Genomic DNA, 21,386 nt, shown 5'->3' on the forward strand with positions numbered 1-21,386 from the left:
GCAAACGTTAACTGTCGCGCCTGAGTGTAGCCGTTGTGCTTAATCGCCTCCCGGTGCGAGCAGAAGATTCGGTGCCGGGCGCACGTAACCCTCCTGTTCCAGACGCATGTCCAGCATCAGGCTGGTCAGGTCGGTCGAGAGCGCTTCGGCCTCGGCGTCGTTTTCCAGGTACAGCAGTTTCAGGTAGCTGTGGCAGCCGGGGCAGGTTTCGGCGCGCAGCGGCGCCTGATTGGCGGCATGGCGGTCGTCATCGAGGCTGACGTATTCCAGGCCTTTGCTTTGTTCGCAGTACACGCATTTGACCCGCACCACGTGCCATTCGCAGGCACACAACGAGCACACCAGATAACGCAAACCGTTGTGTTTGCCGCGATGGCGAATGACCCCGGCCATGGCCGGCGAACCACAGGCCGGGCATTGGTTGAGGCTGTCGCCGGGTTTGAGCGCAAGCTTCGGCGTGTGCAGCAGCCAATGACTGAACGCGGCCTGCAACGCTGCGCCAAGAAAGGGCACCAGCGCCGCCGGCAGCAGCGAATACTGGCCGCTGACCAGTGCGATCGCCCAGGCTTTGCGTTGCCCGCTGTTGGCATTGCGCAAGGACGCGATGGCTTTCTCGACGGCGGAGTCTGGTGGTGGCGAATACCGCTGCAACAAGGCGTCGAGATACGCGAGCCAGGTGTCTTCGCGCACCAGGCTGTCGGCGGCGAACGGTGGCAGACCGTGTTGCTGGCACATTCGCAGACGCTCGGGATCGAGTGGCGCCGAGTCAGGTGGATTGTCCAACAGGTCCTGCTGAACGCGGCACAGGTCCGCCACCAGCCGCAAGTAATCGGCCAGTGGGTGCCCGTCTGCCAGTTTTTCCAGGCGCAGCGCCCGCAACGCGAACAGGTTGTTCGGTGGCAGGTGCAGGAACGGCGGAGAACCCGCCGCCGCTTCGATCTCTCCAGGCTCAAGAATGGTTGCCAAAGGGCTTATCCTTTTTTGCTGATCGGCCGCTCAGGGTGCTCGTCCCGGGTCACTTCCCGATACCAGAGCTCATGGTGCTTCTTCGCCCAGGCGCGGCTGACCCCGCCATGCACCATGGCGCTGACCGAGCCTTTGATCCAGATCCCTGCGTAAATGTGGATGATGATGCTCAACACCAGCACAAAACCCGCCAACGCGTGAAGCAGCATCGCCCAGCGAATCGAGGTGATGCCGAAGTATTCGCTGAAATATGCACGCCAGATCACCAACCCGCTGAACAGCAACACCAGCATGCACAGCAACAAGATCCAGAACAGCAGCTTCTGCCCCGGGTTGTACTTGCCGATCGGCGGCAGACCCTCCTCTTCATTGCGGATCACCCGCCCGACGCGCCGGAGCCACAACCGGTCATTGCTGATAAAGAAATTCGCCCGAAAGAACTGGATCACCAGACCAAGGAACAGCACAAACATCGCCACCCCCAGGAACGGGTGCAGGATGCGTGTCCACGGCCCGCCGCCGAACAGGTGGCTGAGCCAGAACAACGCCGGGTGAAAGAGCGCCAGGCCTGACAGCGCGGCCGTGAAAAACAGGATCGCCACCAGCCAGTGATTGGTTCGCTGGTTTGGGGTGTAGCGCAGGATCTGTCTGCGGATCATGGTCTGTCCTCCCCACGCGGATCAAAGGTATGCACCGACGGATCGACTTCATGCACGGCCGGGTCGTTGAGCGGCGGCAATTCATCTTCTTCAACCACTTGCGGCCCGACGCGCACGTAATGGAAGAACCCGGCCAGCACCGCCAGGCCCATGGCCAGCAAGCCCAAGGGTTTGCTCACGCCCTTCCACAATTCCACCAGCGGGCTGATCGTCGGGCTGCCCGGCAAACCGGCGTACAACGTCGGCGTGTCGGCGTGATGCAGCACGTACATGACGTGCGTACCACCCACGCCTTCGGGGTCGTACAGGCCGGCGTGATCGAAGCCGCGGCTTTTCAGGTCGACGATGCGTTCGGCGGCGTGTTCTTTCATGTCTTCCTTGCTGCCGAACACGATGGCGCCGGTCGGGCAGGTTTTCACGCAGGCCGGTTCCAGCCCCACTTCCACCCGGTCTGAACACAAGGTGCATTTATAGGCCTTGTGATCCTTTTGCGAGATCCGCGGAATGTTGAACGGGCAGCCGGTGATGCAATAGCCGCAACCGATGCAATGGTCCTGATCGAAATCGACGATGCCGTTGGCGTGCTTGATGATCGCCCCCGGGCTCGGGCACGCCGCCAGGCAACCCGGCTCGGCGCAGTGCATGCAGCCATCCTTGCGGATCAGCCACTCCAGGTTGCCGGCATCGGTTTCATGCTCGGTGAAGCGCATCAGGGTCCAGGTTTCTGCGCTGAGGTCTTGCGGGTTGTCGTAGGTGCCGAGGTTGTGGCCGACGTCGTCGCGCAACTCGTTCCATTCCGAGCAGGCGACCTGGCAGGCCTTGCAACCGATGCACTTGGTGGTGTCGATCAGCTTGGCCACTTCCTCCTGGTTGCGCACCGAGGACGGCACGGTGGTGGTGGCCGAACGGGCGATGATGTCTTGGCTGGCCATTTAGACTTTCTCCACGTTGACCAGGAATGACTTGGATTCCGGGGTCTGTGTGTTGCCATCGCCGAGGAACGGCACCAGGGTGTTGGTCAGGTAACCGTGGCGCGTGAGGCCGGTAAAGCCCCAGTGCAGCGGGATACCGATCTGATGCACCACCTGATTGTTGACCTGCAGCGGACGAATCCGCTTGGTCACCACCGCCACCGCTTCGATGTGCCCGCGCTTGGAACTGACCCGGACCCGGTCGCCGGCGACAATGCCTTTCTCCTTGGCCAGCACTTCACCAATCTCGACGAATTGCTCGGGTTGGGAAATCGCGTTGAGCTTGCAATGCTTGCTCCAGAAGTGGAAATGCTCGGTCAGCCGGTAGCTGGTCGCCGCATACGGATAGTCTTTGGCCACGCCGAGGGAATCCCACACCGAATCGAAGATCCGTGCCGCCGGGTTGCTGGTGGCTTTCTTGTTTTGCGGGTGCAGCGGGTTGATGCCGATCGGCGTCTCGAACGGCTCGTAGTGCTCGGGAAATGGGCCTTCGTTCATCTTGTCGACGGCGAAGAACCGCGCGATGCCTTCGGGGTTCATGATGAACGGATTCATCCCGGCTTCCGGCGGTGAGTCGGCCTTGAAGTCCGGCACATCGGTGCCGCCCCACGTTTTACCGTTCCACCACACCAGGCGCTTTTTCTCGTCCCATGGCTTGCCTTGCGGGTCGGCCGAAGCGCGGTTGTAGAGAATCCGTCGGTTGGCCGGCCAGGACCAGGCCCAGCCCTGATGTTGGTGCATGCCGTAGGGGTCGCTGTTGTCGCGCCGGGCCATCTGATTGCCCGCCTCGGTCCAGCTGCCGCAGAAAATCCAGCAGCCGCACGCCGTGCTGCCGTCGTCCTTGAGCTGGCCAAACCCGGCCAGTTGCGCATTCGCCTTGATCGTCGCGCCCGTGGCGTCGGTGTAGTCGGTGACGGCCGTGCCGTTGATTTCTCGCGCCAGTTCTTCCGGCGAGGGTTCGTCGGCGATCTTGTACGGCCACGACAGTTTGAGGATCGGGTCGGGATAAGCCCCGCCCTTGGCTTGATAGCGCTGGCGCAGCCGCAGGAACAGTTCGCTCATGATCTGCACGTCGGTGCGCGACTCGCCCGGGCCATCGGCGCCTTTCCAGTGCCATTGCAGCCAGCGGCTGCTGTTGACCAGCGAGCCGTCCTCCTCGGCGAAACAGGTGGTGGGCAGGCGAATCACTTCGGTCTGGATGCCGGCGGTTTCCACATCGTTGTACGGCCCGACATTGCGCCAGAACTCCGAGGTTTCAGTGGACAGCGGGTCCATCACCACCAGCCATTTGAGCTTGGCCAGGGCCGCCATGACGCGATTCTTGTCAGGCAGCGCGGCGATGGGGTTGAACCCTTGGCACATATAGCCGTTGACCTTGCCCTGGCCCATCAGGTCGAACACTTTGAGGATGTCGTAGTTGGGAATGTCCAGTTTCGGCAAATAGTCGTAAGCCCAGTTGTTCTCCAGCGTGGCGTTGTCGCGGTACCAGGCCTTCATCAGGCTGACGTGGAATTTGCTGTAGTTCTGCCAGTAGGACAGCTGCCCCGGACGCAACGGCATTTGCGTGCGCTTGGTGATGTAGGCGGTGTAATCCTGCTCGGCGTCGTTCGGCAGGGTCAGGTAGCCCGGCAGTGCGTTGGACAGTAAGCCGAGGTCGGTCAGGCCCTGGATGTTGGAGTGCCCGCGCAAGGCATTGACGCCCCCGCCCGGCATGCCGACGTTGCCTAACAGCAGTTGCACCATCGCCGCGCTGCGGATGATTTGCGAGCCGATCGAGTGCTGGGTCCAGCCCAGCGCGTAGAGAATCGTCATGGTCTTGCCCGGTTGCGAGCAGGTGGCGATTTCTTCCCAGATCTTCTGCATGGCATCAACCGGCATACCGCAAATCTGGCTCGCCAGTTCGATGTTGTAGCGGCTGTAATGCTGCTTCATCAGCTGATACACGCAGTGCGGGTCTTGCAGGCTCGGGTCGGTTTTGACGAAACCGTCCTGGCCCAATTCGTACCCCCAGCCGGATTTGTCGGTATACACACGTTTGGCCGCGTCGTAACCGCTGAAGATGCCGTCCTCGAAGCCGTACCCCGCTTTGACGATAAACGACACGTCGGTGTAGTTGCGCACGTATTCGTGCTGGATTTTGTCCTCGTTCAGCAGGTAATTGATCAACCCGCCCATGAAGGCGATGTCGGTGCCGGTGCGAATCGGCGCGTAATAGTCGGCCACCGAGGCGGTCCGGGTAAAACGCGGATCGACCACGATCAAGCGCGCCTTGTTATGCGCCTTGGCTTCGGTCACCCATTTGAAACCGCACGGGTGCGCTTCTGCTGCGTTGCCGCCCATCACCAGGATCAGATTCGCGTTGGCGATATCGGTCCAGTGATTGGTCATGGCACCACGGCCGTACGTCGGGGCAAGACTTGCCACCGTCGGGCCGTGTCAGACACGCGCCTGGTTATCAAACCCCAGCATGCCGAGACTGCGAATGACCTTGTGGGTGATATAACCCGCTTCGTTGGACGCCGCCGAGGCTGCGAGAAAACCGGTAGTCAGCCAGCGGTTCACCGTTTGGCCCTTGTCGTTCTTCTCGATGAAGTTGGCGTCGCGGTCGGCCTTCATCAGGTCGGCAACGCGATCCAGTGCCTCATCCCAGGAGATGCGCGTCCACTCGGTGCTGCCGGGTTTGCGCACCTGCGGATATTGCAGGCGCCCGGGGCTGTGAATGAAGTCCAGCAGGCCGGCGCCTTTGGGGCACAGGGTGCCGCGGTTGACCGGGTGGTCTGCGTCGCCTTCGATGTGGATGATGCTTTGCGCAACGTTTTTGGCGTTATCGCCCTGGCTGTACATGATCAACCCGCAGCCGACCGAGCAATACGGGCAGGTGTTGCGGGTTTCATGGGTGTGGGCGAGTTTGAAATGGCGTACCTGCTCGGCAAAGGCAGGCGTGGGCAGCATGCCCAGCGCGCCGAGGCTCGAGCCCGCAAGGCCGATACCGGCGACCTTGAAGAACTGACGACGGTTGAGGTCCATCGTGCACTCCTGATCAGGTGGAGACCCGGTACTTTTGCCGGGTTTTTCTGGACGATCACGGTGCCGGCAGCGTGGCTACCGACACTTTGAACTCTAGACAATGGGAGAACTGACTGCCTGAAAACCGACCATCGGACAGTGCCCAAATGCCAGCCATCACGCATAACCCTGTGGGAGCGAGCCTGCTCGCGATAGCGGTGGGTCAGTTTGCCTGGATGATGAATGAGCTGACGCCATCGCGAGCAGGCTCGCTCCCACAGGGGTTTGTGTTGTTTGGGCGATTACCGTCTCGCTCCCACAGGGGCTTGGCGTTTATCATGGCGCCACGTTCAACCCCGCTTTTTATGAGACTGAGCATGACCTTCGATTTTGATCAGGTGTTCGACCGCCACAACACCGGCAGTACCAAGTGGAGCCGCTACCCGGCCGACGTGTTGCCGATGTGGGTCGCCGACATGGACTTCGCCGCGCCGCCGGTCATCCTTGAAGCCCTGCGTAAACGCCTGGAACACCCGATGGTCGGCTACAGCGTGCCTCAGGACGATTTGCGCGCCGCCATCGTCGCCGACCTCTGGAACAAATACGCCTGGCGCGTCTTGCCGGAGGAACTGATTTTCCTGCCGGGTGTGGAGTCGGGTTTCAACATGGCCCTGAAGGCGCTGATCGAGCCGCAACAAAACGTCGTGGTCCAGGTGCCGAACTACCCGCCGCTGCGTCATGCGCCAGGTCATTGGGGCTTGAACAAGGTTGAACTGGAATTCGACGCGCTGGCCGATGGAACGTACAACACTCCGCTTGCGGCCTTGAGCCAGGCACTGACCGGCGGCGGCGCGCTGCTGCTGAGCAACCCGCATAATCCGCTGGGCAAGGTTTTCCCGCGGGAAGAACTGCAAGCGCTGGCGGACATTTGCCTGGAACACAACGCGTGGATCATCTCCGACGAAATCCACGCCGAGTTGTGCTTCGACGGGCGCGTGCACATTCCCACGGCATCGCTCAGCCCGCAGATCGCCCAGCGCACCATCACCCTGATGTCGGCGAGCAAGGCTTACAACATTGCCGGTCTTAAAACCTCCTTCATGATCATCCAGGATTCGGCGGTGCGTGCGCGGGTCAATCATGCCCGTTGCGGCATGGTCGACAGCGTCAACCCGCTGGGAATGGAAGCCACTCGCGTTGCCTACAGCGAAGGCGGCCCGTGGCTGGCCGGGTTGACGGCGTACCTGCAAGACAATCGGGATTACCTGGTGGAAGCGGTTCGCACGCGCTTGTCGGGCGTGACGATGAACATCCCGCAGGGGACGTATCTGGCATGGCTCGATTGCTCCGCCCTGGGGCTGGACAATCCGCAGCAGTTCTTCCTCGACCAGGCCAAGGTCGGCCTCAGCCCCGGCCTGGATTTCGGCGACAACAACCGCCAGTTCGTGCGCCTGAACTTCGGCTGCCCACGGGCATTGCTCGAAGAAGGCTTGGCACGCATGGCGCGTAGCTTGCTCAACCTCAAGGCCTGACAACACGACAAATCCCCCTGTAGGAGCGAAGCTTGCTCGCGAAGGCGGTGTGCCAGTTGACACATGTATGACTGACACACCGCCTTCGCGAGCAAGCTTCGCTCCTACAAGGGATTTGCCAGGATTCGGGGTTTTGTGCACCCACCTGAATCCAACCGAACTCAAGGCAAAACATCAGGGTCAACCCTTTGAATCCTGTGCCCCGAGATCGGAGATTTGCCATGACTGACTACCCAAGACCACCCTTCCCCAAACAAGGCCAGCCTGTCCCAGGCTCCCAAAAGAAAATGGACCCGTATCCAGACTGCGGCGAAAAAAGCTACAAAGGCTCGGGCCGGCTGGATGGCAAGATCGCCCTGATCACCGGGGCGGACAGCGGCATCGGCCGTGCGGTCGCCATCGCCTTCGCCCGTGAAGGCGCCGATGTCGCGATTGCCTACCTCAATGAACATGAAGACGCGCAGGAAACCGCACGTTGGGTCGAACAGGCCGGACGTCAGTGCGTGCTGCTGCCCGGCGACATCGCGCAGAAAGCGCAATGCCAGGCCCTGGTGGACAAGACAGTCGAACGCTTCGGGCGGATTGATATTCTGGTCAACAACGCCGCGTTCCAGATGACGCACGAACACTTCGAAGACATCCCGGACGAAGAATGGGTGATGACCTTCGACGTCAACATCACCGCCATGTTCCGGATCTGCCAGGCCGCGCTCAAGCACATGAAGGCCGGCAGTTCGATCATCAACACCAGTTCGGTCAACTCGGACATGCCCAAACCCACCCTCCTGGCCTACGCCACGACCAAGGGTGCCATCGCCAACTTCACCGGTGGCCTGGCGCAGATGCTCGGGCCGAAAAACATTCGGGTGAACAGCGTGGCGCCGGGGCCGATCTGGACACCGCTGATCGTCTCGACCATGCCCGATGAAGAGGTGCAGAACTTCGGCGCGCACACCCCGCTGGGCCGGCCGGGCCAACCGGTGGAAGTGGCGCCGATTTACGTGCTGCTGGCGTCGGACGAGGCCAGCTACATCACCGGCCAGCGGTACGGCGTGACCGGCGGTAAACCGATGTTGTGACCGCCCGCTGTAATAGCAGCAGCCTTGTGGCGAGGGGCTTGCCCCTCGCCACAAGGCTGGCCAACGGCTACACGTACACGTCATTCCGCGAAGTCGCGAAAAAATGAACCCCTGACAAATCTCTCCCCTCAATACGTTTAGGCCCCCATCACGGGCCGTTCGAGGAGGTCGTCATGTCCGCACCTATCGTCAAACTGTTCACCCAGCCCAATTTCGCCTGGACGGATATTCGCCGGGAGGAGGAAGCACATCCGCGCCATTACCTCGCGCATTTGCTGCTGCTCGCCTTGATCCCCGCCGTCTGCCTGTTCATCGGCACCACCTATGTCGGCTGGAGCCTGGCCGAGAACGAAACCGTCAAACTCAGTACCCAAAGTGCGTTGCAACTCTGCGTGCTGCTGTACGTCACCATCATCGCCGGCGTGGCGTTGATGGGGGGATTCATCCGCTGGATGTCGCGCACCTTCGACGCGCGTCCGACCATCAATCAATGCATCGGTTTTGCGGCGTATACCGCGACGCCGTTTTTCCTGGCGGGAATTGCCGGGCTGTACCCGAGTCGCTGGCTGGCAATCATTGTGTTGATGGCTGCTTCGGCTTATTCGACGTTTTTGCTGTTCGTCGGCTTGCCGACGTTCATGCACGAGCGCAAGGAACAAGGCCTGCTGAATGCGGCGTGCGTCTGGGGCGTCGGGCTCCTGGTATTGGTGACTATTCTGGTAGAGATGATTCTGCTGTGGTTCAACGTGCTGACGCCTGAATACCTGCGCGCCACGGTCGGTTGATCCGCAGAGACCAACAAACGCGGTCCACCCCCAGCGAGAACCGAGTATGAGTTTCATTTTATGGGTGGCCGTGTTGGGTGCTGTACTCCTGACGCTGGCGCTGACCTCGTCCTACCTGCGATGGATGCCAGTGACCACGTCGGCGGTGTGCCTGGTGCTGGGCGCCGCCATCGGCCCGGCCGGGTTCGGGCTGTTGAAACTGGACACCGCTGACGCTTCGATCTGGATGGAGCACCTGACGGAAGTCGCGGTGCTCTTTTCGCTGTTTGTCTGCGGCCTGAAATTGCGCTCGCCGCTCAAGCATAAAAACTGGCGGATTGCGGTCGGCCTGGCCGGCCCGGTGATGCTGCTGACCATTGTCGGCGTCTGCTTGTTGCTGCATTACGCATTGCAATTGTCATGGGGCGCGTCAGTGCTGATCGGCTCGATCCTGGCCCCCACCGATCCGGTGCTCGCCGCGCTGGTCCAGGTCAACGACGCGCGGGATGACGACAGCGTGCGCTTCGGCCTCTCCGGTGAGGCCGGGCTCAATGACGGGATCGCGTTTCCGTTCGTGATCCTTGGCCTGCTCCTGCTGCAACACGAGGGTAACCCCGGCTGGTTGGGCGACTGGGTGCTGCGCAGTCTGATCTGGGCGGTTCCGGCCGGTTTTCTGACGGGGTACTGGATGGGACGCGGCATCGGGCGCCTGACCTTGGCGCTGCGGATCAAGAACGATGACAGCACGCTGTCTCCGAACGATTACCTGGCCCTTGCTTTGATTGCCCTGGCGTATGTCGGGGCCGAGTCTATCCACGCCTATGGGTTTCTGTCGGTGTTCGCCGCCGGCCTCGGATTGCGCCAGGAAGAAGTCAGCTCCACGGGCAACGACGAAACCCCTGCCGAGCATCTGGTCCAGCCGGTGGTCGGTCACCAGAACGTCGAACCACAACACGCGGTGCATGGCGATACCGACAACCTTGAAGACACCCAGGTCGCCGCGGGCATCATGATGGGTGACATGCTCGCTTTTGGCAGTCTCGTGGAGCGGGCCATGGAAGTGTTTCTGGTGACACTGCTCGGCGTCGTGCTGATCGCTCACTGGGACTGGCGCGCCCTGCTGGTCGGCGGGGTGTTGTTTTTTCTGGTTCGCCCTTTGAGTGTCGCCGTGATGCCGTGGGGCCGATTGCTCGATTGGCGCCAGCGAATGTTGATCGGCTGGTTTGGCATCCGTGGCATCGGCAGCCTGTATTACTTGTTCTACGCCTTGAATCACGGGCTGGGTCAGTCGGTGTCGACGCTGTGCATGGACCTGACGTTGTCCGTGGTCGCGTTGAGCATTTTGATCCACGGCATCAGCACGCAACCCACCCTCGCCCGCTATGAACGGCGCAAGAAACAAATTATTTGATTTTTACCTGCGTGTTTACAGGTTGAATCAAACGAATTTTCGCCTCAAAGAATTTGAAATCCCTGTGCAACTCGACAGTCACAACCTTAATTCCGCCTGTTTTCTTTTATACGGCGGAACCCGACAGGTTCGGTTCCACTGTGGCAACGATGCCTATTAAAAGGGACCTCGAAAAAAGTAAGGTGCCGGTCATGGTTCACTATTCAACTCCCGATCAAATCAAAGCCTGCCGGGCGTTTGCCCTGGAATGCAATCGCCAGATGTTCGAAGACGCCCAGGCGTTGAGCCGAAGCGCTTTCGAGATGCTTGAGGACGGCGACATGGACCTGGAACGGTTCGAGCATTACAGGGCGATGCGCAGGAAGGCTGATTTGAAGTTTCAGGAAGCGATTGAGCACCTGCGTTTGCTCAACGCGGACTTCCCACCGATCCCGATGTCCGTGAATAACGCCCACCGGTTGCGCCAGCAGCTTGAAGACCGGGTTTGATCCTGAAAACCCCCGGGGCATCAGCCCTGACGCACTCCATATAGCCGCTGGCGAATTCGCCTTCGGCTATCGCATCAGTTTCCACGCTCCGTCAGCGGAACATCCCTTGAACCCGGTGTCAGGATGCGGCGAATCTGATCGACGGTAACACCGACAATTCACATTTCTCGACGGAAAACTTCGCGCCGCGAACTGCATGAGTCAATTTCCAGACTCATGCAGCCTGCACGACCTCAATTCGCCATCAGATCTTTTAACCAATTGTTTTATATAGCTTTACTCATGGCGGTGAAATCGGCACGACAAATGCTCCCAGTGTAAAAGCGACCTACGGCCATGAGACCGTTTGCGCCTATTCCGTGACTAATTGAGAGATTCGACCATGAACGCCATCGACCTGTTGAAAGCCGACCATGAACGCGTAAAAGGCATCCTGACTCAGTTAAGCGAGTCCACCGAACGGGGTGTCAAAAAACGCACCGAGTTGCTGGCCAAGCTCGAAATGGAGATCACCATCCATACCCGGCTCGAAGAAGAAGTCTTGTACCCGGCGTACAAAAAAGCCGGTGGCAAGGAACAGGACGTTATGTACTACGAAGCCAAGGAAGAACACCGCACCGTGGATTCCCTGGTGTTGCCGGACCTGAAAGTCACCGACCCTTCCACCCCAGAATTCGCGGGTCGGGTGAAAGTGGTCAAGGAGCTGCTGGAACACCACATCGAAGAAGAGGAAACCGAAATGTTCCCTCAGGCGAAAAAACTGCTGGGCAAGGCCACCCTGGAAGAATTGGGCGCGCAAATGGAAACGCTCAAGGCTCAGTACAAGAAAGAAATGAGCGCGTCCAATCTGGCGGCTTGATTTGGTAGTCGATGTCAGAGAGCCCGGCAAATGCCGGGCTTTTTAGTCTGCGATTCAGCCACCGGGATTGGTGACCTGGATGTAAACCGCATAAGTGCCCAGCAACACCCAGAACGTCGCGAAAATCCACGGCGTCCGCACGGAAAACAGCAGCGATTTGCGGTAGCCCTTGTGGGACGATTCCATCTCACTGAACAGCGGGGATTCATCGTACGCCAGCCCCATCAATGGCTCGCTGCGCAACAGCTCACTTTGCTTGAAGTGCCAGTGGTCGATGATGTCGTAGGCCGCACGAATGCCCGGCCAGGCGTTCAGCGAGCTCAGTAAACCCAGCAGCGCGAGGAACGGCGGCACCACCAGGGTGAAGAGTTTTCCCCATTCGGGATTGAGGTTGGCCATGCAGGAAGCAAAGGCAATCACCAGGAACGACTGCGCGGCCAGGTAAGCGTCGGTTCGATTGGCGAGGATGCTGGTTTCGTACTGGATTTCCCGACGGTAGAAATCCAGACGCTCCTTGGGCGAGCCGAACATTTTGGCGTTGTGTTCGGACAAGGCTTCTTCGGCGGTAGGTTCGGTCAGTATTCTGGGCACGGAAATTACACAAGGACTGGGAAAGCGTTATGACGAAAACTGTCCCGGCAAAGTTCAGCCGAATTTAATGCGCCTCGCTCGAACGCTATTTCGCTGCCGTGGTCCTTCAAGTACACAGGCTGACTTCAAGGATTGCGGATGGACACTCTCGATTGGGTGCAATGGCCAGCGATGCTGGTCACGGTACTGGCGGCGTGGTTGATCGGCTCGCAATCACCCTCGCGCAGGGTGTGGGGCTTCAGCTGCTTTATCGTCAGCAACCTCTTGTGGGTGATCTGGGGTTACCACACCCACGCCTACGCATTGATCGTGTTGCAGTTTTGCCTGTGTGCCATGAACTTGCGCGGTTTCAAGAAGAACGTGAAAGGCTGAGCACGACGCCCGTTACTTCATGGCCAGCGCAATCACCTCGACCAGATTGAGTTGGGTATACGGTTTGGACAAGCGAGGGAGTGTGGTCGCGAAGCCTTCAAGGCGTTCGGCATAACCCGTGGCAAGAATGATCGGTACGTCCGGCTTCAACGCCCGGATGGCATTGGCCAACTGCTCACCGTTCATTTGTGGCATGGCCATGTCGGTAATGACCAGGTCAACATGCTGCTCGCGTTCGAACAGCTCAAGCGCTTGGGCACCGGACACCGCACTGATCACCCGATGGCCGAGATCCTCAAGCAACAGGCCGGTGCTGGTCAGCACCAGGCTGTCATCGTCCACGACCATGACGCACAACTGAGCCACTGGCGGAGCGGCCACTTCCGATACGGCGGGATGATTGAGCGCAGCTGTGGTCGCGGCGGGTATCCACAGTTCGGCGACAGTGCCGATGTCCTTCTGACTCTTGAGAATGAATCGTCCGCCCAGTTGTTCTATGAAGCCATGGATCATCGACAACCCCAGCCCCGTGCCTTTGCCCACCCCTTTGGTGGTGAAAAACGGGTCCATGGCCGACGCCAGGGTGACCTCATCCATGCCCTCCCCGTTATCGGCAACACTCAGGCAAACATAGCGTCCGGGCTCCGGCAATAGTGTCGATTGGTCGCAGACGTCTTCCGTCCGGGTACTGATGACGATTTTTCCGCCGTTGGGCATCGCGTCCCGGGCATTGGTGGCGAGGTTCAGCACGGCCAGTTCGAGCTGATTGACATCGGCCATGACCGGAACGAGGTCGGGGGAAAAACGGGTTTCGAGCTGTACGGATGGCCCGAGGGAGCTGCGCAACAATCCGCTGATTCCTTCCACCAGCGCGGGTATTTCGACGGATTCGGACTTGAGTTCCTGACGTCTGGCGAACGCCAGCATGCGTTGAGTCAGGGACACCCCACGCAGGGCACCTTGGGTGGCGTTGTCGACCAATCGAGTGACTTTCGGATTGTCTCCCACGCGTTTACGGACGATTTCCAGGTTGCCAAGGATAACGGTCAGCAGATTATTGAAATCGTGGGCGATCCCGCCACTGAGTTGGCCGATGGCCTGCATCTTCTGCGCCTGGAACAGCGCTTCACGGGTTTGTTCCAGAACCTTCTGTGCTTGTGTGGCCTCGGTGATGTCCCGGGTAATTTTGGCAAAGCCCAGCAACGTGCCCGTATCGCCCCAGATCGGATCGACCACCACATGGGCAAAGAACCGCGTGCCGTCCTTGCGCACGCGCCAGGCCCTGTTTTCAAAGCGCCCTTCCCGCATAGCCGTCTCCAACGCACGTTGGGGTTCCCCGGCTTCACGGTCTTCGGGCGTATAGAAGAGTGAAAAATGCTGACCGATGACTTCTTCGGGTCGGTAGCCCTTGATGCGCTGGGCCCCTTGATTCCAGTTGGTCAATCGTCCATCCGGGGCGAGCATATAGATGGCGTAGTCAGTCACGCTTTGAACCAGCAAACGAAACTGCTGCTCGCTTTGCTTGAGCGTCTCTTCGGCCATTTTGCGGTCGGTGAGGTCCCGGGTGATCTTGGCAAACCCCAATAGATTGCCTGCCGGGTCGCGAATCGGATCGATCACCACATGGCACCAGAAGTGTGTTCCGTCCTTGCGAACCCGCCAGCCTTCACCCTCGAACCGCCCTTCGCGGATCGCCGTATCCAGCGCGCGCTGGGGTAGACCGGCACTGCGGTCTTCTTCGGTATAAAAGCGCGAAAAATGCTGTCCGAGGATCTCCTTCTCCTCATACCCCTTGAAACGTTTGGCGCCAGCGTTCCAGCTGGTGATGATGCCATCGGGGTCAATCATGTAGATCGCATAGTCCACCACGGCATCAATCAACAGGCGAAAGCGCATTTCCTCGATGGCGTTGGTTTTGGACTGGTTATCACTCATCGATCACACCCGTGACTGTTGTTTTGCGAAGTATGCGTCAAACCGTGGGTTTGGTAAGCCAGAAAACGGTTGTGCACTGGAGCATAGCGTTCACTCCGCCTATTCTCGATGCCAAACGCCATTCCTGGCGGTTCCAAGGCGCCCCGATGATCCTGATTCTGTTACCCACGTCTGACTACGATCCCACAGAGAGCAGCGTTCCATGGCAGGCCATGCGTCAGGCCGGCATCGAGGTGCGCTTTGCATCCCCCCAGGGATTGCCCGCCTACGCCGATTCACGCCTGGTGGACATCGGCTTCGGCCTGTTGAACCCGCTGCTGATGACGCGCAAGGCCGACCTTGCCAGCTACGCCCGGATGATCGAAGACCCCTCCTTCCGCCGACCGCTGAACTATGACGATGTGGACCCCGGCGAGTTCCAAGGACTGCTGATTCCCGGCGGGCATGCCAAGGGCATGCGCAGCCTGTTGGAGTCCGAGCAGGCGCGACGGATCGCCCTGCACTTTTTCAAGACAGACAAACCCGTGGCAGCGGTCTGCCACGGCGTACTGTTGCTTGCCCGAACCCTCGACCCCGATACCGGACGTTCGGTGTTGCAGGGGCGCAAGGTCACCGCCCTGGTCGCCAACACCATGGAGCTGCCTGCCTGGGCAATCACCGCCGCCTGGCTCGGACGCTACTACCGGACCTATACCCAAACCGTCGAAGCGGAAGTCACGGCCGCCCTCTCCAGCCCGACGGATTTCCTGCGCGGGCCCGTCCTCGCGGTGCGTGATTCGGCGGACCAGCCACAACGCGGGTTCGTCGTCCGTGATGGCCTGTTGTTGACCGCGCGCTGGCCGGGAGACTGTCATCGCTTTGCCGCCGAGTGGGTTCGCCTGCTTACCGGTTCACGTATTTGACGATGTAGGCGTACAGGTCGTTGTAAACGAAGTCAGGAACAACCTGGGCGTAAGTCTGGGTGTTGAGTAACGCCAGGTGGCATTCTTTAACTATCTCGTCACGCTCACTCAGGGTGTGGACATGATTATTGATGATGCTTTCATAGGCGCTGTATGCCGTTGGCGTCGCAGAGGGCGTCACGCAAGCGGTTGTGGTGTAGGTGATATGAGCACGCGAGACGCGTTCCTTCAGCGCCCCGAACCCGCGTTCATACACCGTGATTTGTGAACGATCGACCGCCTTCGAGGCGGTTTCGAAGGCCAGGATCACCGCTTGCTCATTCCTCATGGAGCTCACCAGTGTCGATCGCGTGACAAACCTTTCCAGTTCGCGGTTTTCCAGGCTTTTAAAGGCTCTTTTGATGCACGAAACGTGAGCGAACTCCAGCGTGCAGCCAACGATATGCGTTTCGAACTGATAGCCGGCCGCCGTCGCGAGTGGTGGAAATGCCGCGAAATCGATGCTGTCGAACGCACACTCCATGATGATGTTGTATTTGAGTGTGAAGGCTTCGGTGAAGATTTTGGCGCAAAGCTCTCGTACGAAAGCTTCGGTATGTTCATAGGCATGCAGCACGCCAAGCTTGATCATCTCTGCGTATTGAGGATGTTTCTGCCGGTATTCGGGCAGGTAGAGACGGACATACTTGTCGTAGCGCCTGGTCGGCAGGAGTGTGTTTTCCAGCAGGAAGGTTTTCCCCGAGCCTTGAAGCCCGGCAACCACCAGGATTTTCGGCTTTTCCTCGGCCGTGATACCGCGGAACAGCGTGGTTTTGATGGCATTGAACGCGGCGCTGACTTGTTCAGTGGTGTAGGTGTAGTTCGGTGCGGAGGACATGCCTTGATTTCCTTATCAAAGAGCCGGCTGAAATTGATTGGCTGCCCTTTGAATAAAGCGCTGTTTCACCGCTTGTTCAAATACGTGTGTCTTTCAAGATATGTACCTGTTTTAAAAGGTAAATAATCCTACGCACCAGAAGCCAAATGCGCCTGTTCGACCGACCACCAACGCGGCAGCAAGTGCTTGACCTTGCTGTCGCCGAACCGGTCATCGATCAACATCACCACCCCTTGATCCTGCTGAGTGCGGATCACCCTTCCTGCCGCCTGCACGACTTTCTGTACGCCGGGATACAAGTAGGTGTAGTCATAACCGGCGCCGAAAATCGCCGCCATTCGATGCTTCATCTGTTCGTTGACCGGATTGAGTTGCGCCAGCCCCAAGGTGGCAATGAATGCACCGATCAGGCGCGCGCCCGGCAGGTCGATGCCTTCACCGAACGCTCCGCCGAGCACTGCAAATCCGACGCCCTGGCTGTGCACGGTGAACTGGTCGAGAAAGGCTTGGCGTTGCCCTTCCGCCATGCCCCTGGACTGCGACCACAAAGTGATCTGCGGATGTCGCTCGGCCAGTAACTGCGCCACTTGCTGCAAATAATCGAAGCTGCTGAAAAATGCCAGGTAGTTGCCGGGGCGTTGGCTGAATTGGCGGGCGATGAGTTCGACAATCGGTTCGAGGGACGCCTGGCGATGGACGAATCGGGTCGATATCTGGCTGACGATGTGCACTCTCAACTGGTCGGCATGGAACGGCGATTCGACATCAATCCACACTGTATCCGGCGGCGTACCCAGCAGGTCCGCGTAATAATGCCGAGGGCTCAGCGTCGCCGAAAACAGCACGGTGCTGCGGGCAGCCGTCAGGCGTGGGCGGATGAAACCGGCCGGCACCACGTTGCGCAGGCACAGTTGCGACAGGTTTTGTTTGCGTTCGAGGTCGCGCTTGCTGATGTCGAACAGGAACTGTTCATCGAAGAGTTCGGCCACCCGGCAAAACTGCAGCATGTCGAAGTAAAAACTCTGTAGGGCGCTGTCCAGGCCTTGGGGATGATCGTTGAGGTAATCGCCGATGCTCGCGCTGCATGACGACAGCGCCTGGAGAAGTTTTTCCGGTGCTTTGTCGTAGGCCTGATACGGCGCCAATTGCAGATTATGCAGGGCATTCCACTCACGATTGACCCGCTGCAACGGTTTTTTCAGGGCGTCCGGTGCGGTTTTTCGTACCCCGCTGAGGGTCGACTGATCGAGCGTGGCGCTGTACATCTGCCGGCCGCGTTCCACCAGGTTGTGCGCCTCATCCACCAACACCGCGACTTTCCAGTTATTGGCCTGAGACAAGCCGGACAGCAACGCACTGAAATCGAAATAGTAGTTGTAGTCGGCGACCACCACATCGGCCCAGCGGGCCATTTCCTGGCTCAGGTAATACGGACAGACCTCATGCGCCGATGCCACTCGGCGCAAGGCGTCCTGATTCAGCAGGCTGAGTTCGCTGGCGGCCTGGCGAGCGGCCGGCAAACGGTCGTAAAAGCCCTGGGCCAACGGGCAGGATTCACCGTGACAGGCTTTGTCCGGGTGCTCGCAGGCCTTGTCCCGGGCGATCATCTCCAGCACCCGCAGCGGCGGCGCATCGGCACTCTCCAGGATGACTTGCGCGGCATCCAGCGCCAGTTTGCGCCCCGGCGTTTTCGCCGTCAGAAAGAACACTTTGTCCAACTGCTGCGGCGCCAGGGCCTTGAGCATCGGAAACAGCGTGCCCACGGTCTTGCCGATGCCGGTTGGCGCCTGAGCCATCAGGCAACGACCGGTGCTGACCGCCTTGAACACCGATTCCGCCAGGTGCCGTTGCCCCGGACGAAAGTCGGCATGGGGAAACGCCAATTTCTGCGCCGCGTGATTGCGTGCTTCGCGATGGGCCATCTCCTGCTCGGCCCACAGCAGGAACAGCCCGCAATGATGCTCGAAGAACGACTGCAGCTCTCCGGCGCTGAAGGCTTCGACCAGGCAGGTTTCCTTTTCGCTGACAATGTCGAAGTACACCAGCGCCAGATTGATCTGCGCCAGTTCCAGCTTCTGGCACATCAGCCATCCGTAGACCTTCGCTTGCGCCCAGTGCAACTGCCGGTGGTTGGCCGGTTGCTTGCTCAGGTCGCCGCGATAGGTTTTGACTTCTTCCAGGCAGTTTTGCGCCGGGTCGTAGCCGTCCGCCCTGCCCTTGACCTTCAGGGTTCTATACAGGCCTTCGAGGGCGACTTCGCTTTGATAGCCCTCGCTTCGGCGCGAGGCGACAGTGCGGTGCCCGACGATGCCTTCCAGCGCGGTTGGCGACGGCGTGAAACGCAGGTCGAGGTCGCCGACCTTGGCGGTGAATTCACACAGCGCCCGCACCGCAATGCTGTAACTCAAGCGCTCTGCTCCGCCCATTGCACGTAGCAGACGGCGATTGGCATCTGGTGTTCGTGACAGAACTCCAGCCAGCGCAATTGGTTGTCTTGCAGGCGATCGCCGGGGCCTTTGACTTCGATCATGCGGTAGGTCTTGTGCTGCGGCCAGAACTGGATCAGGTCGGGCATCCCGGCCCGGTTGGCCTTGATGTCCAGCAACAGGCGATTGAACCAGTGCTTGAGGTGTTCGGCGGGCAGGCAGTCAAGCGCCTGATCCAGCAGTTCTTCGCTCAGCGCGCCCCAGAATACAAAGGGTGACTGCACGCCCCACTTGGCGACGTAACGCTCACGGATGGTCTGGCTATAACGCCCGTCATCGAGTTCGGCGAGACAGGCCTGAAACACATCCGCCCGACGTGCATGGAAGTCTTCGTTGAGCAGGTCCACCGGCCCGCGCTGGAACGGGTGGAAAAACGCCCCCGGCAACGGCGCAAAGATCGCCGGCCAGCACAACAGGCCGAACAGCGAGTTGATCAGACTGTTCTCGACGTAATGCACCGGCGCCGAATCCTCCGCCAGGTGCGCCTGAACATGAAATTCGACCGACAGCGCCGGATCGGTCCTGGGCAAGTGCAGGTCCAGGCGCAGCATCTCCCGGGGAGATGGCCGCTTCATTGCCGGGCCGCCCAGTTTGCGCCGCAACCTGGGCACCACACGCAGCACATGCTGATGCTCGGTGGCGCTTTCCGGCGATTGCACCGCGTGCGTGGCCAGATGCAGGGCCAACTGATATTCACCACAGCGTTCGAGCACACGGATAAGACGCACCCGAGCGCCGGGGTAGGCGCAATCGCGATAAATCGACAGCGCCGTGGAGAAATCCGTCATGCGTTCACAATGCTGACCAATCTGGAACAGCAACTTGCCCCGGCGTCGTTGCAGCCAAGGGTTGTCGAGTAGCACCTCGTTGATCTGCTCGATAATGTCCGCCACCTCTTCACCGGCCTCGAAACGTTGCTGGCAGTGGTGCAGAAACAGGCAGGCGTCCACGTCTTCACGGCTGCGCAAGCCCCGGGATTCAGCGCAGAATTCGACTTTCTCGTAGGTAAAGATGCCGAGATCGGCCAGCACGAACTCTGACCAGTCCTGATAAAGGTTGCCGAAGAACATCAGCCGCAAGCGGTCGCACAGGTCCATGATGGTCAGCGTGAACAGCCGGTCGTTCAGTTGCGGGCACCATTGCGCGAAGCTCTGCGACTCGCAGAACTGCTCGCTCAGGGTCGCCAGCCATTCGGTCTTCTTGCCTTTGGGTTGATCGATGGCGGCACCGAAGCAGTGAAGAATCTCGGCCTTGAGCAGAACGTCGAACAGTTCCTCGATCTGTAGCGGCGATTGCGCAGAGATCCAGCCTGCCGCCAGCAATGGCTCGGCAGCACTGGCAATGTCGCCAATCTCGACGTAACTCAATTTGCCGGCCCTGAAATGCAGGCCCTTGCGCATCACCATCCTGACCAGCAGCGCCCGGGACTCGCGGGGTTGCCGACGAAAATCGCGGATGAAGGCTTGCTCCTCGTCGCTCAGCACGTCGGTATAACGATGCTCAAGCCAATCAAGCACTTGCATGAAGTTGTTCAAGTAATAGAACGGGTCGTCGAGAGGATTTTCAGTCACAGGAAAAAAGGGCCATGGCGAGCGAGTACTGGTTATGCGTACAGATACCAGTTACAGCGCGTTCGGTGCAAACGGAAAAGGATAAGCGGCGGCGCTATTTGGCTATTTTCAGGTGGCCATCGAACTTTCTGCCGTTCCACGGCACCAACCGGCATAGCGGCTTTTTTCACGCATTTGAGAGGTGGGTATGAATATCAAGACTCTGGGTTTGCCTTTGGCAGCGGCAGCCTTCCTGGCACTGGCCGGTTGCTCCACGCCAACGGTGGTGACGCTGCAGAACGGCACCCAGTATTTGACCGAGGACATGCCGAAAACCAAGACCAAGGACGGGTTTTACGAGTTTGAGGATATTTCCGGCGCGAAGGTGAAGGTCAATGCCAAAGATGTGGCCACGGTCCGCGAGGAAGACTGAGAACCGCATTATCGTTCTTCGCGGGCAAGCCTCGCTCCTACAGGGTTGTGCGATGTGAGGCTGGCCCGCGAAGAGGCCGAAAAACTACGGCATCCACGGCGTACTGTTATCGCAGGAGATGAACTTCCCTCCCCGCCTCCTCAGTTCTTCATGAATCTTCTGGCAGCGCTCGTAATCCTGCTGCATCGCGTGGTCGATGCTGATGTTGCCTGTCATCTCCGGCTGCTTTTCCCCCGAGCGAAATGTCACAAAAGGCTCTTCCGGCTGGAGCTGGAAACGGCTTTTTTCTACCAGCGGGTCGGCGGGTTCCGACGGTGCCGGTGTGGGCAGTTGATCTGGCGTCATGCCATAGCGGCTCAAAATCGAGCTATGAGGCAACTCCGCGGCGGCACTTCCTGATAACAGGGCCAGCGCCAGACCGATGAGGTGCTTCTTGCTGTTACTCACGTTGCGTAATCTCCTGATCCAGTACTCAATCCTGTTGTTGCAAGGTATTGGAGTCCGC

At 59.5% G+C, this 21,386-nt stretch carries 19 protein-coding genes; 9 read left to right on the top strand and 10 right to left on the bottom strand.

Annotation, left to right across the window (positions count from 1 at the left end; translation table 11 throughout):
* Positions 1-39 precede the first annotated feature (39 nt).
* From fdhE to fdnG, 4 genes are read right to left on the bottom strand one after another with little or no spacing between them, the layout of a single operon-like run.
* Positions 40-966: a formate dehydrogenase accessory protein FdhE gene (gene fdhE / locus AC1ROI_RS00975; protein WP_077748482.1), complete on the bottom strand. Its 927-nt coding sequence runs from the start codon at positions 964-966 to the stop codon at positions 40-42.
* A 5-nt stretch (positions 967-971) separates the two neighbouring features.
* Positions 972-1,625 (bottom strand): formate dehydrogenase subunit gamma, encoded by a 654-nt coding sequence (locus AC1ROI_RS00980; protein WP_102593669.1) that lies wholly within the window; start codon positions 1,623-1,625, stop codon positions 972-974.
* Positions 1,622-2,557: a formate dehydrogenase subunit beta gene (gene fdxH, locus AC1ROI_RS00985; RefSeq protein WP_102593668.1), complete on the bottom strand. Its 936-nt coding sequence runs from the start codon at positions 2,555-2,557 to the stop codon at positions 1,622-1,624. Before fdxH ends, AC1ROI_RS00980 begins: the two co-directional genes overlap by 4 nt.
* Entirely contained in the window at positions 2,558-5,623 is a 3,066-nt protein-coding gene (gene fdnG, locus AC1ROI_RS00990) for a formate dehydrogenase-N subunit alpha (protein WP_146012949.1), read from the bottom strand.
* Between the two features lie 356 nt (positions 5,624-5,979).
* Between fdnG and AC1ROI_RS00995 the strand changes: the two genes are divergently transcribed.
* The 6 genes from AC1ROI_RS00995 (at position 5,980) to AC1ROI_RS01020 (ending at position 11,735) form a co-directional block, all read left to right on the top strand.
* Complete coding sequence (locus AC1ROI_RS00995) at positions 5,980-7,134, top strand: MalY/PatB family protein (RefSeq protein WP_102593666.1); 1,155 nt, start codon at positions 5,980-5,982, stop codon at positions 7,132-7,134.
* Between the two features lie 221 nt (positions 7,135-7,355).
* Positions 7,356-8,213 carry an SDR family oxidoreductase gene (locus AC1ROI_RS01000; RefSeq protein ID WP_010460357.1) on the top strand — a complete coding sequence of 286 codons (858 nt, stop codon included), beginning with the start codon at positions 7,356-7,358 and terminating at the stop codon, positions 8,211-8,213.
* Between the two features lie 173 nt (positions 8,214-8,386).
* Positions 8,387-8,998: a Yip1 family protein gene (locus AC1ROI_RS01005; protein WP_010460359.1), complete on the top strand. Its 612-nt coding sequence runs from the start codon at positions 8,387-8,389 to the stop codon at positions 8,996-8,998.
* A gap of 46 nt (positions 8,999-9,044) precedes the next feature.
* Positions 9,045-10,388, top strand: a complete 1,344-nt coding sequence (locus AC1ROI_RS01010) for a cation:proton antiporter (RefSeq protein ID WP_010460361.1) — start codon at positions 9,045-9,047, stop codon at positions 10,386-10,388.
* 191 nt (positions 10,389-10,579) lie between these two features.
* Entirely contained in the window at positions 10,580-10,876 is a 297-nt protein-coding gene (locus AC1ROI_RS01015; protein WP_010460363.1) for a hypothetical protein, read from the top strand.
* Between the two features lie 382 nt (positions 10,877-11,258).
* The gene (locus AC1ROI_RS01020; protein ID WP_010460365.1) at positions 11,259-11,735 is read left to right on the top strand and encodes a PA2171 family ribosome-binding persister protein; all 477 of its coding nucleotides are present in this window, start codon (positions 11,259-11,261) and stop codon (positions 11,733-11,735) included.
* A gap of 54 nt (positions 11,736-11,789) precedes the next feature.
* On the opposite strand, the gene AC1ROI_RS01025 is transcribed toward AC1ROI_RS01020, so the two are convergent.
* Positions 11,790-12,326, bottom strand: a complete 537-nt coding sequence (locus tag AC1ROI_RS01025) for a hypothetical protein (protein WP_010460367.1) — start codon at positions 12,324-12,326, stop codon at positions 11,790-11,792.
* Positions 12,327-12,464: 138 nt separating this feature from the next.
* On the opposite strand from AC1ROI_RS01025, the gene AC1ROI_RS01030 reads away from it, so the two are divergent.
* A complete protein-coding gene (locus AC1ROI_RS01030) occupies positions 12,465-12,698 on the top strand; it encodes a hypothetical protein (protein ID WP_010460369.1) in 234 nt (77 codons plus the stop codon).
* Between the two features lie 12 nt (positions 12,699-12,710).
* Here AC1ROI_RS01030 and AC1ROI_RS01035 read toward each other — a convergent pair whose 3' ends face one another.
* On the bottom strand, positions 12,711-14,633 hold the full coding sequence (locus AC1ROI_RS01035) for a hybrid sensor histidine kinase/response regulator (protein WP_010460371.1): 1,923 nt from the start codon (positions 14,631-14,633) through the stop codon (positions 12,711-12,713).
* Positions 14,634-14,779: 146 nt separating this feature from the next.
* Between AC1ROI_RS01035 and AC1ROI_RS01040 the strand changes: the two genes are divergently transcribed.
* Positions 14,780-15,535: a DJ-1/PfpI family protein gene (locus AC1ROI_RS01040; RefSeq protein WP_042932060.1), complete on the top strand. Its 756-nt coding sequence runs from the start codon at positions 14,780-14,782 to the stop codon at positions 15,533-15,535.
* On the opposite strand, the gene AC1ROI_RS01045 is transcribed toward AC1ROI_RS01040, so the two are convergent.
* From AC1ROI_RS01045 to AC1ROI_RS01055, 3 genes are all read right to left on the bottom strand, one after another.
* Positions 15,516-16,412: a zeta toxin family protein gene (locus AC1ROI_RS01045; RefSeq protein WP_102593665.1), complete on the bottom strand. Its 897-nt coding sequence runs from the start codon at positions 16,410-16,412 to the stop codon at positions 15,516-15,518. The genes AC1ROI_RS01040 and AC1ROI_RS01045 overlap by 20 nt on opposite strands.
* 128 nt (positions 16,413-16,540) lie before the next feature.
* On the bottom strand, positions 16,541-18,820 hold the full coding sequence (locus tag AC1ROI_RS01050) for an ATP-dependent DNA helicase (protein ID WP_102593713.1): 2,280 nt from the start codon (positions 18,818-18,820) through the stop codon (positions 16,541-16,543).
* Positions 18,817-20,469, bottom strand: coding sequence for a VRR-NUC domain-containing protein (locus tag AC1ROI_RS01055; RefSeq protein WP_102593664.1), 1,653 nt, complete (start codon positions 20,467-20,469; stop codon positions 18,817-18,819). The genes AC1ROI_RS01050 and AC1ROI_RS01055 overlap by 4 nt, the downstream gene beginning before the upstream one ends.
* A 187-nt stretch (positions 20,470-20,656) precedes the next feature.
* Between AC1ROI_RS01055 and AC1ROI_RS01060 the strand changes: the two genes are divergently transcribed.
* Entirely contained in the window at positions 20,657-20,881 is a 225-nt protein-coding gene (locus tag AC1ROI_RS01060; protein WP_010460381.1) for a YgdI/YgdR family lipoprotein, read from the top strand.
* 84 nt (positions 20,882-20,965) lie between these two features.
* Here the strand turns inward: AC1ROI_RS01060 and AC1ROI_RS01065 are convergent, their stop codons facing one another.
* On the bottom strand, positions 20,966-21,328 hold the full coding sequence (locus AC1ROI_RS01065; RefSeq protein WP_010460382.1) for a hypothetical protein: 363 nt from the start codon (positions 21,326-21,328) through the stop codon (positions 20,966-20,968).
* Between the last annotated feature and the right edge of the window lie 58 nt (positions 21,329-21,386).

Source organism: Pseudomonas sp. GW823-FHT02C02 (assembly GCF_058797635.1).